The 15,376-nt window shown below is 58.4% G+C and carries 11 protein-coding genes; 4 read left to right on the top strand and 7 right to left on the bottom strand.

What is annotated here, in order from left to right; translation table 11 throughout:
- The first annotated feature begins 99 nt into the window (after positions 1–99).
- The 4 genes from EYB53_RS10525 to EYB53_RS10510 all read left to right on the top strand — a co-directional run bounded on the left by EYB53_RS10525 (position 100) and on the right by EYB53_RS10510 (position 5,935).
- Positions 100–2,031: an N-acetylmuramoyl-L-alanine amidase gene (locus EYB53_RS10525; RefSeq protein WP_135478144.1), complete on the top strand. Its 1,932-nt coding sequence runs from the start codon at positions 100–102 to the stop codon at positions 2,029–2,031.
- Complete coding sequence (gene ftsZ, locus EYB53_RS10520; RefSeq protein WP_167857339.1) at positions 2,024–3,187, top strand: cell division protein FtsZ; 1,164 nt, start codon at positions 2,024–2,026, stop codon at positions 3,185–3,187. The genes EYB53_RS10525 and ftsZ overlap by 8 nt, the downstream gene beginning before the upstream one ends.
- Before the next feature lie 9 nt (positions 3,188–3,196).
- Positions 3,197–4,015: a gasdermin gene (locus EYB53_RS10515; RefSeq protein WP_135478142.1), complete on the top strand. Its 819-nt coding sequence runs from the start codon at positions 3,197–3,199 to the stop codon at positions 4,013–4,015.
- A 366-nt stretch (positions 4,016–4,381) separates the two neighbouring features.
- Positions 4,382–5,935 (top strand): WecB/TagA/CpsF family glycosyltransferase, encoded by a 1,554-nt coding sequence (locus EYB53_RS10510; protein WP_135478141.1) that lies wholly within the window; start codon positions 4,382–4,384, stop codon positions 5,933–5,935.
- A gap of 12 nt (positions 5,936–5,947) precedes the next feature.
- Here EYB53_RS10510 and EYB53_RS10505 read toward each other — a convergent pair whose 3' ends face one another.
- From EYB53_RS10505 to EYB53_RS10475, 7 genes are read right to left on the bottom strand one after another with little or no spacing between them, the layout of a single operon-like run.
- Positions 5,948–6,934 (bottom strand): glycosyltransferase family 2 protein, encoded by a 987-nt coding sequence (locus tag EYB53_RS10505; RefSeq protein WP_135478140.1) that lies wholly within the window; start codon positions 6,932–6,934, stop codon positions 5,948–5,950.
- On the bottom strand, positions 6,931–8,142 hold the full coding sequence (locus EYB53_RS10500) for a glycosyltransferase family 2 protein (RefSeq protein ID WP_135478139.1): 1,212 nt from the start codon (positions 8,140–8,142) through the stop codon (positions 6,931–6,933). The genes EYB53_RS10505 and EYB53_RS10500 overlap by 4 nt, the downstream gene beginning before the upstream one ends.
- The gene (locus EYB53_RS10495; protein WP_135478138.1) at positions 8,127–9,389 is read right to left on the bottom strand and encodes a glycosyltransferase family 2 protein; all 1,263 of its coding nucleotides are present in this window, start codon (positions 9,387–9,389) and stop codon (positions 8,127–8,129) included. Before EYB53_RS10495 ends, EYB53_RS10500 begins: the two co-directional genes overlap by 16 nt.
- A 19-nt stretch (positions 9,390–9,408) precedes the next feature.
- Positions 9,409–10,635: a glycosyltransferase family 2 protein gene (locus EYB53_RS10490; RefSeq protein ID WP_135478137.1), complete on the bottom strand. Its 1,227-nt coding sequence runs from the start codon at positions 10,633–10,635 to the stop codon at positions 9,409–9,411.
- Between the two features lie 12 nt (positions 10,636–10,647).
- Positions 10,648–11,901, bottom strand: a complete 1,254-nt coding sequence (locus EYB53_RS10485; protein ID WP_135478136.1) for an ABC transporter ATP-binding protein — start codon at positions 11,899–11,901, stop codon at positions 10,648–10,650.
- Entirely contained in the window at positions 11,901–12,701 is an 801-nt protein-coding gene (locus EYB53_RS10480) for an ABC transporter permease (protein ID WP_371879095.1), read from the bottom strand. Before EYB53_RS10480 ends, EYB53_RS10485 begins: the two co-directional genes overlap by 1 nt.
- A complete protein-coding gene (locus EYB53_RS10475; RefSeq protein ID WP_167857338.1) occupies positions 12,679–15,345 on the bottom strand; it encodes a glycosyltransferase in 2,667 nt (888 codons plus the stop codon). Before EYB53_RS10475 ends, EYB53_RS10480 begins: the two co-directional genes overlap by 23 nt.
- Positions 15,346–15,376 lie beyond the last annotated feature (31 nt).

The raw sequence follows: 15,376 nt of genomic DNA, 5'->3' as shown, positions 1-15,376 counted from the left end.
GGTTGGCGCAGCGGATCTTGGTTGAACGTAGAGGCACAGAGGCGCTGAGAGGTCAGATGCGGCTCGAACCGTTGTCATGAAATAAAGCGAGAACCAGGGATGTTCAACATTACGTGGGTCGGGATGACCCGTCAACATTTTCAACGTGGCAGCGCCGAGCGGATTCGGGCCGTTGTGATCCACGCCACTGCGGGCCGGGGTCCCGGTGATCTCGGGTGGCTCCGCAAAGGTGGTGACGAACGCAGACCAATCTCGTGCCATTACTACATTGATAAAGCCGGACGGATCAGCCAGTTAGTGAAGGATGAAGACATCGCCTGGCATGCCGGGGTGAGCCGCTGGATGATCGATGGGCAGATGCGCGACAACCTCAACACGGTCTCGGTCGGCATCGAGTTGGAGAATCTCAATACCGGGCGCGATCCCTACCCCGAGGCCCAGGTAGCGGCAACCGTCGCGCTCACCCGGATGCTGGTCGAGCGCTATAATGTGCCGCGCACCCAACTCGTGCGCCACCTCGATATCAGTCCGGGGCGCAAAACTGATCCCGCCGGGTTCCCCTGGCAAACCTTTGTGGCCCGTGTCTATGCCAACAGCGACACCAGCAGCGCGACGCCCCAGGATCAGGTACACAACCTGATGCTCGATCTCGCCTATCGTGCTGCCGGTACCGGTATCGCTGCCGACTGGCCGCTCTTTGCTGCTGCACGCCGCCAGAGCCTCGGGCTGCCAGTGGCAGTCATTACGGCACAACCAGCGGGAACTGGCGGAGGCAATGCCCAGGATGACCGTGATCGCGCCGTGCGTCTGCCAGGCCAAGCCCCCCTGCTGATCGAGGCGTATGCGCGTGACCTGATCTATGCCGAGGCCAGCGGGCCAGACGATGAACCACCGGCCCAGCAGCAGACCAGGCGGCTGCAACAAACCCCTGCGGGCCCCCTGCGTGACGCCTTGCTCGACCTGCTCTTTCGCTCTGCCGACCCGTTGCATGGCTTCAAGTCGACGTGGGCCTTTCACCAGACCTATCTCAAACAACCCGCCCGACTGGGGGTTCCCATCGGGGCCAACCACCGCCTGACGATCAACGGGCGCCAGGCCTTCACCTGCCAGCACTTCAGCCTCGACAGCCTCTGTTCACCGGCTGACGACTGGCAGACCGTCTATCGTCTGAGCGAGATGAACCGGACACTCACCGGACTCGATGCAGACACGACCAGCACCCTGCGCCGCACCCTGCTCGACGACCTCTACCGTTCGCGGACGGGGCGACGCTACGATGCCGAAGCCCTCTTGATCCGCCAGGCGGAACGGCGACGCCTCGGAGCGCCACTCGGGCGCCCCGAAGTCGTCATGGTGCAGACCGAAGCCTATCTGCTGATGCCCTTTGCCCTTGATATCCTGGCCTGCCCGTTGCCCTCGGTCGACTGGCCGCTCGACAAAGCGCTGCCGAACGAAACGAAAGTCATTGGCCTCAACAACAATGCTGCGCGTGTCGGCGGCCTGACCGGAATCCTCCTGGGCGGGCACCCCGATCACCCGCTGACCCGTCTGCGGCAACGTGTCCACCTGGGTCTAACCTGGAACCAGCACGAACCAAACGAACCAACGGCCCTGCTCGGCAGCCCGGCGGCCCAACCGATTATCTTTGATATGGGCACCTCACTCCACCAGCATCAGCAACGCACCCGCCCACAAACCGACACCATCTTGATCACGGCAACGACAGGCCCTGTTGGCAACGACCTCTACCATGAAGCAGCGGCAGGGCGCTGGCACTACTACATTGACGCAACCGGTGCCATCTATCGCCTCTGCGACGAAGCCTGCGTTGCGACTGCAGCACCCGATACCGCGCTTGGTGAACGCTCAATCGTCATTGCCGTTGAGGGAGGACCGTCCGACGCTGATACCATCCAACGTCGTGCGCTTTCGTGGCTGGTACGCTCCCTCTCAGCCACCCTGCAGATCCCCTCTGAACGGATTCGTGTCCTGCGCAACGCAGGCTATGCAAAGGAATACGTCCATGGCTGAGCGATTGATCTACTTTCCAGCACCAACCTCCGATCAGACGCCCTTCCAAACCGACACTGACGTCCTCACGGTAAGTCCGCCCGAATTACGGATCAGGGTCATCGGAGTGGGGGGGGCCGGTGGCAATGTTATCAACTGTCTGGTCAAACATCGGATGGCGGCAATTGATACGCTTGCGGCAAATACGGATCGGCAGGCCTTATCTGGCGGACGAGCAGGCGGCCTCATTTGCCTCGGTGAAAACCTCACCCGAGGACTGGGGGCGGGCGGCAATCCCGAGGTTGGGCGTCATGCGGCTGAAGAGTCGCTCAAAGCCCTGACCGCCGCGCTGCGGGGGGCTGATATGGTCTTTATTGCGGCTGGCATGGGCGGAGGCACCGGCACCGGGGCAGCACCAATTGTGGCGGAAGTCGCCCGCGAACTCGGGGCGCTCACCGTGGCGCTGGTGACCCGTCCCTTCTCATTTGAAGGGCGGAGGCGAGCGCGCACCGCCGAAGAGGGCCTTGAAGCGCTGCGCGCCGTTGCCGACACAGTCATCGTCGTACCCAACGACCGTCTGTTGCAAGTGGCTGGACGCAGCACCACGGTACGCGAATCATTCAGCATGGCTGACGCAGTGCTGCGCCATGGCGTTCAGGGCATTGCCGACCTAGTCACCAACCATGGCCTGATCAATGTTGATTTCGCCGACGTACGGGCCATTATGAGTGAAGCCGGTCCGGCCTTACTGGGCATCGGCTCGGCGCAGGGTGCCGACCGAGCCGTCGAAGCGGCCCGGCGAGCCATGGCCTGCCCCTTGCTCGAAGGGCGCCTCGAAGGGGCCAGCCGCCTCCTCTTGCATGTCTCAGGCAACGAAGACCTGGGGCTCTTCGAAGTGCAACGGGTCGCCGAGATGGTCGCACGCACCATTGATCCCGACGCCAACATCATCCTGGGGGCAACCATCGACCCCACGCTGAGCAACGGCTCGGTCAAAGTTACGCTGGTCGCCACCGGGTTCAGCCTGCAAGAGTCGGTACCATTGGCGCAACCGTATGCGATACCCTCACGCATCAACCAGGTCAAACCACGCCCGGCCCCCGCCGAGCCGGTCAGCATACGCGAACAGGATGCCCTGGATATTCCACCCTTCTTAAAGCGCTTTCGCCAGGCGTAAGGAGCCGTAATGACCATTATTCCCCTCTGTCGTGAAGATCCTCTCACCGGACTGGTGCATGATCTCTTCAACGCGAATATCGTGCGCATCCCCGACGCCCGCGTGGTTCCGTTGACGGTACTAATTCACCACCACAAACGCACATATTTTCGTGGCTCCTTATTGCCAATGCTCGAAGATGCGCGCCCGCTCGGGCTACCAATTGAAGAGTCGTTGCTCACAGATATTTCGGGGCGGCGATCACGGAAAGTCAATCTCGACCTGGGGTTGCACATCCTGCGCGGCTTTCTACGAGGTTTTGGCTTACCGTATGCCGACCTTGAAGCAGGGTTTACAGGAGCGGCCCACCTCACCTTCGCCTTTCCAGAAGCACGTCGGCGCGCCGTCGATCCCAACGCCCTCGGGTGGGCTCTGACCGAACGCCGCATTGATCGGCAAAACCCCGCCGCCTCGATTCTGTTCAACGAGTCAGGATATGAATTGTTGTTAATCGACTCAATCCTCATTAGTCGTCAGATCAGCATCGTGCTCAGTTCGGCCCGCGGGCGACGGCTCAACGTTGATATGAGCGTCCTGCGTGAAACGATGACCGAGCTTGGTGGCAGTGTCGGGGCAAATAGTGACAGTGATCTCGAGTTGACCCTGCAAAGCCAGGCCGAACTCACCTTTGCCTTCACCTGCGTACGGGTCATCTTCAGTCCCGAAGGCGACATCATTGCCCTGCCCCCCGATCCGCAGCAGCGCACGCTGAGTTTAGGTGAACCCCAGCCCCACGTTGTGCTGAGTCAAGGCCCGGGCTTGTTGATCTGGGATCAGACACTTCCGTAATTGGCCTGAACCAACCCGTCACCGAAGTATTCCGCTATCAGTAGGGCTACGCTGAAAATGGGGGAACGTGGTTCCCCCATTTTCAGCGTAGCTCTTGGTCGTCAGCCTCCACCAAATCACTACGACTCAGGCTATAATGGAGCTTGTATCCAGAGCAGGGCTATATCGCCAGGATACGGTACCTCATATGTGCTCTCTGCCATTCTGATGTATGAACGAATGTTCATCGAGAGCAGTAGCAACTGTCAGCAAATCTTTCACTAACCCTGGTACATTGCGAGAAGCAGATGGCAGCATACCTGCACGATCTGGTATTGCTCTAGAGAAACCGATTCGATTGACTGCACAGCAGAGGCTGGTGGCACCATGCGCAAATTGCTGATCGTTCTGGGCGTCCCCATTGACAATCTGACAATGGAGGAGGCTCTTGTGCGCTGTGACGAATTCATTGCCCAAGGGCGGGCCACCGGTAGAACCCATCAGATAGCAACCGTCAACGCTGATTTTGTGGTCAACTCACTGCAAGACCCTGAATTACGCCGTATTCTGCAAGAAGCCGATATGGCAACCGCCGATGGCATGCCTCTTGTCTGGGCCTCGCGCCTGCTGGGAGGGCCACTTCCAGGCCGAGTAACAGGGGCCGACATGGTGCCAGCCCTGGCCCATCGCGCCGCCCACAAAGGCTACTCGGTCTTTCTGCTCGGGGCAGGACCCGGCATCGCAGACCGTGCGGCTGACATCTTGCAGCAACGCAACCCCGGCCTCAAGGTCGCTGGCGTACTCTCACCGCCACCCGCCTCGGTGCTCGACATGGATCAAAGCATTGTTGATGCGATCAAAGCGGCACGCCCCGATATTCTGCTCGTTGCGTTTGGCAATCCAAAACAGGAAAAGTGGATCAGGATGCACGCGCCGACCCTTCATGTGCCGATCTGCATCGGAGTCGGGGGCACCCTCGATATGATCGTCGGGGTCACGCGTCGCGCCCCCGTCTGGATGCAACGCGCCGGTCTCGAGTGGGTCTATCGTCTGGCGCAAGAACCACAGCGCCTCCTCAAGCGGTACCTGCACGATTTTGGCTACTTCGGCTACTTTTTTGCCCGTCAGTGGTGGGCGATGCGTTCCGGCGGTGGGATCAGCATGGTTCCCGTCGCCACCACGATCGAGCCGCCCCCTCCCCCGCCTCCTCCAACCGAACCGGTACTGGTGACGGCAGATGGCGACGAAGCTTCGGTGACAACACCGGCTCTATTCGCAGCAGTCGCAACGCAGACGACACCAATCATGCGCATCCGTGGACGGCTTGATGTCAGCAATCAGGCAACCTTTATGCAGCAGGCCAACCAGCTGTTGCAAAGCAACCCCCACCTGATTATCAGCCTGGCCGAAGCCGAATTTCTCGACAGCAGTGCCCTAGGGGCTCTGGTCGCACTCGCAAACCGTGCCCGTGCCGAAAAAGGTGATGTCTGGCTCGTCGAAGTCCCTCAGCCGATCCGCGAAATTCTGACCCTGGTGAATCTGCACCACTTCTTTGAGATCGTGGCTACCCCGGCTGCCGCCGAAGATCGTCGGTTAAAAACGGGTGAGATGAGCGAGGCTCAACCAGTTGCAGGCGGATGGCACATCATTCGAGGCCCCCGCCTCTTTGATGCAGCCAGTGCCGCGACCATGCTTGAGCTCTGCCTGAAACAACTTGAGCAGCATCCAAAATTGATCCTCGATATGAGCGAAGTCATCTTTCTGGCCAGCATTGGTATGTCAATGCTCATCAAGGTTGACCGGGCAGCCCGCGAGCGTGGGGGCGAACTCCGCATTACCAACTGCTCGAGTGATGTGCTGCGCACCTTGAAACTCGTCAAACTCGAGACGATCCTCAACCTCTATCCGGATCTTGCGACTGCTACCTCCGCCAAGCTGTAGCAAGCCTCCCGCCTACGGTTGTAGCAGATCAACATGGTCAATCGCTTCGCTGGATCGATAGCAGCAGTGCCTGCGATCGATTGGGTAGCGGAAACTCAAGAGTAGCCCATACCACGGGTACACAAACTGACCGAGGGCGACCCGTAGCTTGGCAAGACTCCGCCATTTCAAGATGGACGAGAGGGCCTGACGCCCACCCTGACCAATGATCCATTCGGCCAAGAGGGCTGCACCAACCAGATCGCCACAGCGCATATATTTCCCCGTCGCCGCACCCGCGCCAAGGCCATACTGACGAAACGCGTTGCGCACCGCGTCCCAATCACGCCACTGCCGATGATAGATCACTGCGGCAGGGGTATAGACAATCTGGCCGCCTGCGCGAATGATACGATAGCCGAAATCACGGTCTTCCCACGAACGCAATGGGGCACCGACGCCAAGCAGTTCATCAAAGCCCCCGATGCGCTGCAGCACTTCACGGCGAACACCCATGCTTGCCCCGTGACCAAAACTCAAATCGAGCCGACTGCGCACATAGAGCCGCCGTTCGGTACTCACTTTGGTCGCCAGGATTCCCCCACTCGCAACGACCACCGCTTGATTTAACTCGGTGAGTGTCTCGGGCAGCACGCGCCCAAAGACGGCCCAGATCGCAGGCTTGACGAGTTCGGCCGCCATCATCATCGCCCACGCAGGCTCAACACGACAATCATCATCAGTAAACAGTATCAGCGGGGCCGTACAACGGGCACAGCCTGCATTACGGGCCGCACTGATCCCCCGTGACGCGGTGCGCACATAGTGAATCCGGTCATCTTCGGCGCAATGGCGCAGCACACATTGCTCGGTTCGATCATCATCACTCTGGTCAAGCACCCATAGTTGCCAGTTGACCCCATAACAGGCCCGAATACTGGTAATCGTTGTGTCGACTAAGGCCCCACGATTACGGGTAGGAATGATGATGTCAACCAGGCAGGGTGATGAAGTGGTCATAAGGCTACCTTCATACCAGAACGGAGTTGCCGATCATGCGCATACGTCATCCGATAGGCTCGTGGTGCATCCAGCGCACCCCGTAGCTCGGCCAACGTCAACCAGAACGGGAGGTTGCTCTTGCGCAGCAACGAACGCCCGACTTGAGGCAAGAGATAACGAAATATCCAGGCATAGCTAAAACGTAAGGTCACTGAACGTGGCACTGTCTGCGTTTGCCAGATTTTCAAGAGATACGTCCCAAAGGAACGTCCATTATTCTCGATCTGACGCTGCAAGCTAGGCTGATCATGACGATGTTGATGCCAGACAAGGGCACGTGGTTCGTAACATAGGGTCAACCCTGCGACCATGATCCGGTGAAACATATCAAGATCACCACCCCCGCCAGAGGGTGTCCCCACATCCAGCGCCGTATCAAAACCACCCACATGGGCAAGGGCCGTGCGACGAAAAGCCATATTGGCCCCAACCCCAGTCACATGGGAGGCAATCATCTGTTGATAGCGCAGATCTGTGCGCCGAAAGCAATTCCGCTTGAAGCCTTTGTGCATCCCCCCATAGATCTCAAAAAGGGCCTGCGCTTCGGTTTCGAGTTCGAGGGGCAGAATCGCACCAGTCGTCACAGCAACCTCTGGGTCAGCAAACGAGCGCGCCAACCCACGCAACCAGCCAGGGTCAACCACAACATCATCATCGGTATAGGCAATCAGGTCGTACGTTGCCTCGTTCCAGCCACGGTTCCGCGCCCAATCCAAACCGGGGCGTGGTTCATAGACATACCGTACCCCTGCGCGTTCAACGACCGCAGCCGTCGCCTGGTCACGCGAGGCATTATCAACAACGACGACTTCATACACCGGATAATCCAGGTGCTGCAACGAGGCGAGACAGCGGGCCAGGCTCTCGGGACGATCACGGGTACACACCACGACACTGAAAGGGGGCAAGTGCGGCGTCGGCAAGGCTTGCTGTTCGATTTGCTGACCAAGCACAACTTGCCAGAGATCGCCCCCAAGAGCCGATATGATCACGGCTTGCAATTGCTCCACTGACACTTCACGCTGGTGCAGGGCAAGAGGCACCGATACAAACGCAAGGGGCTGACGTTCAAGCCACACAAGGATCATCAAACGGCGGCAGGACGGCTCTACCGTCACTGGCTGCAGCGGGTGCGCGAGATCGATCCTGGTTATACAGGCCAGCATAGCCGTTGCTCTTTCTGCATCATATACAAAACCACGCCGGGCAAGATCTTATGACGGGAAGCTTCACGCAGAAGGTACCTGATATGCTCAAGACGCAGAGGCTCAGCCGCAGGATGCGGCAGAACTTCATAGACCTTCACACCAGCCAGCGTAACCCGCAACCCTTGCTGCGTACCGGCGGCAAGCAATGCATCAAGGGTGCCCCCCAACGGAGGATCGGCAAGATCAAGCATCGGTGTGTCAGCAGCAAGCACGAACGGCTTGCTCTCATAAAGCCAGGTGTGGACGCGGCTCCCACCCCCAACAGCCCGTGCCACACCACGCCAGTAACTGTAGTCACGCGCCACCCGTAACAACTGGGCGCGTCGGTGACGCAGCGTCAGCGCCTCGGCGAAACGAATGAGGGCAACCAACACCTGTTCAATCTGCGGGCCCTGATCAATCGTCGCCGCCGCCACACGGATCATTACCTTCGTGACCGTATCAGCCACGGCCAGCACATCACCAAAGATCAACGAGCGTAACGCCGGATGCTTGCGCACCATTTGCACCTCGGCCTCACCGTCATACCCGACTCGCCGAACCCAGGTGTCAAGGTCACTCGCCTCATAATGCCTGGTATGCGCCGCTCGTGTAAAAGCAAACCGCGCCCCGGTCTGCAACAAACGAACACCCAGTTCATAGTCTTCCAGGCGTCCGGCAAAGGCCAGATCAAACTCGCCTACCCGAGAAAAGAGTTCCGCGTGGATGGCAAGATTGCCACTAAAGAGATCATGATAACTAAACCGATATCCAGCAACCTCCATCGCCCGGAAACGATCTTCCCACCATTGACGGGCACCCATCTGCCAATGCGTCGGTCGGTCGGGAATGATTGGCTGTGAATAACCAATCGAGACATCATAGGACTGCAAGGCGTGCAGATGCGCACGCAAGCAACCAGGCAAGATCACCATATCATCATCAAGAAAGACCAGTACCGCTCCTCGCGCCATCTGTGCGCCAAGATTGCGCGTTGCCGCCGCACTCCGCGCCGCATGGCTGGCAACACGCAGTTGGAACGGTGCCTCGGCTGCATAGGCCCGAGCCGCCTGCTCACTCGCATCATGGCAACTATCAGCCACAACAATCACTTCAACCTGATCCATCGGCATATCCTGGGCAGCGAGCGCCTCCAGGCAACGAAGCAATGAAGCACGGCGGTTGTGCGTTGGAATAATGACACTCACCAGGAGCATGTGGCTCATCACAGATCCTCATCCAGCATCAGACAAGCGTGTCCAAGCATTCGTTCGACCCTGAACCCTGAAGTATCTGCGCTGTCCGCTGGTCAAGTTGTCGGGCACGCAGATAGGCCCCGGGGCCGTGAAAGACCCCCTGAAATTCCGCCCACGCCAGATCAAGTGGCATCACCCCAGGACGACGAAGCAAGGCTCGCACGAGATTACGCAGATGCCATTGGCGAAACCAGCGCACTCCCACGATCAACGTCTGCCACTCGCGTTCCACCAGGAGGGCACGTGTCCACCAGGCATAGAGCCCAACCCCGTAGCCATAGAGGGTACGGCGCAACGAGGGCCAATCACGGCGGTGCCGATGCCAGACGAGTGCCCCTGGCTCATAGACCACGCGATAGCCACGGCGAAGCACCCGAAAGAAAAACTCCTGATCGCCGCCACTCAGCGAAACGGAGCCTCCATCCAGTGCTTCATCAAAGAGGCCGATTGTGCGAAGAGCCTGCCGGCGGATCGCCATATTGACCCCGGCCCCCATCTGCCCAGAACTCAAGGGATTGATCGTGGCAAGTTCAAAGGTTCGGCGCTCAAACCCACGCTGAAAACCGTGGGCCTGTTCAAACCAGATCTGGGCCGGGGTTTCAAGTTCCAACGGCATCGTAATCCCCGTCACCAGCGCCACCATCGGATCAGCAAAGTTGCGCAACAACGCCTCAAGCCATCCATCATCAACGACAGCATCATCATCAGTAAAGGCAACAATCTCACCACGAGCACTCAACAACCCCCGGTTCCGCGCTCGATCCAGCCCCGGCAGCGGTTCGCAGAGATACCGAATCAGCGGATACTGAGCCACCAGTTGCGCGGTGGCCTCACTACTCGGGTTATTATCAACGACCAGTACCTCGTAGCCAGCCTCGGCAAGCCGCGCCAATCCGGGGAGACAACGACGCATGTCGTCAGTACGATCGCGTGTACAGACGACAACTGTGGCAGATGGCAAAACCGTTCGAGGTAACGACTCGGCAAGCATGTGTTGCCAGATAGACCAACTGGATCGCTGTACCAGTTCCTTGATGCGTGCCACCGGAACCCGTCCCTGGTTCACCTCAACCCAGGCCTGTCCCACCACAACTGAACCCATCCGCAGCACCAGCAGAGCGCGTGCATAGGTTTCAAGGCCAACAAGATCGGTCGTCAGGTGCTCAAGACGAACATCACAGACGGCTACTGGCCCCCCCTGATGCTGGCTGGACATTGTTTCTTTCCCCTACTCAGGCTCAGAACCACGTTCAACATGCCAGTTGAACGGAGGAACAAGCATACCTTTGCTCTGAGCAACACCCTCAATGATAAGCGGGTAGACATGCCAGTGGTAATCATAGGTATAGGCCCATTCCTGAGCATAGACACCGACATCAACGAAGTATTCCCCACTGGCGAGATCGAGGCGTTCAAACGTCAACTGAATGATCCCCTCACCGGTCAGGGGAGGAAACACAACCCCCGTGCTCACATTATTGATATCAAGGCAAAGTGCGCCATCAGGCTTCGTCATCGAAACACTCACGAGCGGGTCAACGATGGTCTGGGTTGTGCGATAGGTCAACTCAACCGTCAAGGGCACCCCACTTCTCAGCGTCGTGACCGGCCTGTTATATTGATTGAGCAGGCGCACCTGGCTGATTTCCACCTCTTGCGAGCCAAAACGATTGTCACGAATGCGCAGTTCCTGTCCATTCGCCAGCACGACAATCGGCACATGCTCAGGGGTACGTTGCCGCGTCACCGTATCCATGGCCGAGACATAGTCATCCATGACCAGATCGGTGGGGCCATGCGCAACCACTTCGCCATGCCGTAGCCAGATCACCTCATCACACAACCCCCGCATCTGGCCGGGATCGTGCGACACAAGCAAAATCGTGCATCCCTGCGTCTTGAACTGGGCAATGCGATCAAGGCATTTGCGCTGAAAGGCGATGTCTCCCACGGCGAGAACTTCATCAACGAGCAGAATCTGCGGGTCAATATGCACGGCTACAGCAAACGCAAGGCGCATCTGCATCCCCGTGCTATACGTACGCAACGGGCTATCAATGAAATCATCCAACTCGGCAAAGTCCACAATCTCGTCAAAGCGCTGCTCAACTTCGCTGCGCAGCATGCCACTGATGACCCCCGAGATGAAAATGCTTTCGCGCCCGGTCAATTCGGGATGCTGTCCAGCCCCCAGATCCAACAGTGCGCCAATCCGCCCCCGGGTCTGAACCCAACCGGTATCAGGGCGGCCAACGCCACCGACCAGACGCAGCAACGTTGATTTCCCCGCCCCATTGGGGCCCACAATGCCCACAGTTCGCCCTGGCTCGATGCTAAAACTAACGTCACGCAGGCCCCAGAACGTCTCATCACGCATGCCACGCATGCCTCTGAGGATCGCTTCTTTCAACGTCGAGGGCCGATTACCCCCGCGCCGACGAAACCGTTTCCCAAGCTGCGTAACGACAATGGCAGGATCCATCACAGTTCCTCGACAAAACTCAGACTCACATGTTGGAACACCGCATAGCCAATTCCTAGTAGGATCAGGGCCATCACAAAGAGCAGGGCCATCGTGCCTGTTGCCGGCCATACCCCTTGGACCAGAATCGCGCGATAGGCAGTCAGCAGATGAGCCATCGGATTGAGCGCATAAATCAAACGGTATTCCTCGGGGACGTTGTCGGCACGATAAAAGACGGGCGTCAGATAAAACATCAACATGAGCCCGAGCGTAATCAGGTGTTGAGTATCACGAAAAATAACATGGGCCGCAGCAATCAGGTAAGCCAGGCCAAGCGTCAAAAGGAACTGCACAAGCATAATCAGTGGCAAAAACAACGTGGCAAGACCAATGTGCCCCCCGCCAAAGATCAGGAAGAAGGCTAAAACGGGCAGCGCCAGCGTAAAGTGGATCATGCTGGTCGTCACCGTGACCACAGGCAAGACCGCCACCGGAAAACCGGGCCGTCGTACCAGTTCACGGTTATCAACGATTGCCCCCGAAGCCATGCTCAGCGAGGTCTGAAACCAGGTCCATGCCAGCACGCCACTGAAAACAAAAACGGTGTAGTTGGGAATATTGAGCGGCAAGACGCGACTAAAAAGAAAGGTGAAGATCAAAATCTGGACAAGTGGATTCACTAGTGACCAGAGGATGCCAATAACTGAGCGTTTATAGCGTAATTTCAGGTCACGCAGCACCAGTTCACGCAAAAGGTCACGCACATAGACGAGACGGATGGTGGGCATAGCATGTTTACGTGACGTTATTGAAGCCACCTGTTCCTTCCTTTGGTCTTATCAAGCGCTGCCCAAAGGCTTTGCTCTTGCACGAGGCGCGTGCGATGGCTTTGCATGCGGCTAGTATACCACGGACTTCATCAACCCAAAGGTAAAGTGGTGCATAGCTTCGCCCGCGTACATATGAACGCATAAAACCTGCTAATTGCCTTAGTTTTTGCCTGGGAGTATCGACGCCCATTTGATACACGACGCGCAGATCGCGTCGCTCGATCAGGCATGTCAGGTACCAGAGCAGGGTGGTCGACGTGCGTTGCGCAACATCCTGACGTAAGACGGGCAAGCGCTGATCATAACGTCGCCACCCATACGCTTGTGGAACATAGACCAGGGTATGCCCGGCACATAAAGCTCGGTACACACGCTCATAGTCACGAGTAGGAGCCTGGATCACCTCAGCAGCAAAGACCTCTTGGTCACGCCCGCCCAGAGGCTCGGCGAGCAGCGCTGTTCGCCATGCACGATTGGCCGGCGAGCCGAGTTCGTCCATCGGTGGCATCTGGCGGCGAAAACTCGCCAACCAGTGCTGGTCAAAGCTCCGTTGTGCATACCCCTGCCCTATCTCATCATAGGTGGCAAAGATCTGCTCAACCCGCGTATCAAGGCGCGACGGCACAACCTTGCCGGTTGTTATCATAACCTCATCACGCAGAAAGGGCCGCAGCAATTGTTCAAGCCAGTCGATCGCCGGGATGATCCTGGCATCAAGCACGGCCACAAGCTCGCCCTGGCTCGCCATCAAACCTGCGTAAGCTGCATACGAAGATGCGCCATCCGGCACATTGAACAGACGGGTTCCCGGAAACACGGCCACGATCTCAGCCACCACGCCTGAACCAACAGCACTGGTCACGACGCTGACGGTATAGTCACGCCCGGTTTGCTGGGCATACAGCGCCGTCAAACACGCACGCAGATCCTCAGGCGTGCCATGATCAATGACGACGACTGCCACGGCACGATCGTCTGGCAAGGTGGCTGTGGGTTGCTCTGATGCAACGTACTTAGCGCGAGGCAACGGCTCCACTAGGCCATAACGGGATGCCACGAGGCGCTGCGCGGCCTCACGCACCTCGGGATACGCCGGGTCTCGTCCTTCAACCAGCACAGCCAGGCCCAGTTCAGCAACAATTGCCGCAACCAACCGCTCACGCCCAACGGGTTGATACGCATTCGCAAGCTCAACCCGCCCGAGCATCATTCCACCCTGCCGAAGTTCGACCCGGACGGCAGGATAGGCCGTCACATCGGTGAGAGCATGCAACGGTTCCGCCAGATCGATCACCCGCACGGCAAGACCATCGGGATAGATCGGCTCTGGCAAGGGCGCAAAGGATGCGATCCGGTCGGGCAGATCGTCGGGTTGGGCCATCTGGTGCGCCTCGCGAACCGCACGCTGATATCTTCCCAGACCAAGCAAACCACCTCGCATCTCGGCAACAATCAAGCGAGGGGTCGTATTGACGCGTTCAACATAGGAACGCAACAAACGATAGAGATACCACGAGCAAAACCACCAGATCGCGAAACGGAGCAGGTGGCGGCGTTCGTCGGCATAGTGCAGAAAAAGCCGCACCAGATACGCATAGAACCCGACGCCATTATTCGCAATCTGCTGATGAAACTGGCCCGCTTCGCGCCGATGACAATGCCAGACCAGCGCACGCGGCTCATAGACCAGGATATGTCCTGCCTTGATCACGCGAAAGAACATCTCAAGATCACCGCCCCCATTCGAGAGGGTTCCCACATCAAGCGCGGGATCAAAGCCTCCGAGCGAAGCAAAAACCTCACGACGATAGGCCATATTCGCACCCGTGCCAAACTTGCCGGTTGCGGCATAGATCGTTGCTGGTTGACCAGCCGGTCGATTGATCGCGTACCAGCGCTGCTCGTACCCCTGTCCAAAGCCACCGTACTGCTCAAACGCCAACTGAGCCTCGGTCTCCAATTCATATGGCTCGACCAGGCCTGTCACCGCCATCACCGCCGGATGCTGGGTAAAGACCTGCGCCAGGCTACGAACCCAGAGCCGATCAACCACCACATCATCATCAGTGTAGGCCAGAATATCGCCACGAGCCTCACGAAGAGCGCGATTGCGTGCCCAATCGAGGCCGGGGCGTGGCTCACGGACATAACGCACGTGGGGCGCGTATGGTTCAAGCACACGCTGCACACGGTCGTCGGATGGAGCATTATCAACGACGATCAATTCCAGCGCACCAGGGTAATCAAGGGGAAGGAGAGCCTGCACACAGCGCAGAATTGCCTCTGGCCGATCCCTCGTGCAGACGGCCACCGTCACCGAAGGCCAGGGGCCATCATACACCGGAGGCAGGGGCGATACGGCAAGATCATCGAGTGTCCAAGGCTGTGTCGGCAGAGTGTCCAACAACCCTTGCAGATGCTGACCTACAAGCATCCAGGCACATTCGCGCAACAGCGCCTCACGCAGCGCGGCGGCAGCAATCCGACCGTGTTGCACCTCCAGGCTGATGGCACCAAGCGGCCTTCCCTGCAAGCGGACGAGGATGCGCGCTCGGCGATAGCCCCCCAGATTGATCAGATCAACGAGCGGGAGGGTAAGTTCAAGTTCCAGGACTTTGATGGCATGAAACACCCGGTAGCTCCGGTTTCCAACTGCACTGCCG

This window comes from Candidatus Chloroploca mongolica, assembly GCF_004762035.2.
Lineage (GTDB): Bacteria > Chloroflexota > Chloroflexia > Chloroflexales > Chloroflexaceae > Chloroploca > Chloroploca mongolica.
This window is presented reverse-complemented; position numbering and strand designations above follow the sequence as displayed.

Bases quoted from the DNA above. Each gene is read 5' to 3' on its own strand.
- EYB53_RS10525 (WP_135478144.1), top strand. From the start codon at position 100: ATGTTCAACATTACGTGGGTCGGGATGACCCGTCAACATTTTCAACGT.
- ftsZ (WP_167857339.1), top strand. From the start codon at position 2,024: ATGGCTGAGCGATTGATCTACTTTCCAGCACCAACCTCCGATCAGACG.
- EYB53_RS10515 (WP_135478142.1), top strand. From the start codon at position 3,197: ATGACCATTATTCCCCTCTGTCGTGAAGATCCTCTCACCGGACTGGTG.
- EYB53_RS10510 (WP_135478141.1), top strand. From the start codon at position 4,382: ATGCGCAAATTGCTGATCGTTCTGGGCGTCCCCATTGACAATCTGACA.
- EYB53_RS10505 (WP_135478140.1), bottom strand. From the start codon at position 6,934: ATGACCACTTCATCACCCTGCCTGGTTGACATCATCATTCCTACCCGT.
- EYB53_RS10500 (WP_135478139.1), bottom strand. From the start codon at position 8,142: ATGCTGGCCTGTATAACCAGGATCGATCTCGCGCACCCGCTGCAGCCA.
- EYB53_RS10495 (WP_135478138.1), bottom strand. From the start codon at position 9,389: ATGAGCCACATGCTCCTGGTGAGTGTCATTATTCCAACGCACAACCGC.
- EYB53_RS10490 (WP_135478137.1), bottom strand. From the start codon at position 10,635: ATGTCCAGCCAGCATCAGGGGGGGCCAGTAGCCGTCTGTGATGTTCGT.
- EYB53_RS10485 (WP_135478136.1), bottom strand. From the start codon at position 11,901: ATGGATCCTGCCATTGTCGTTACGCAGCTTGGGAAACGGTTTCGTCGG.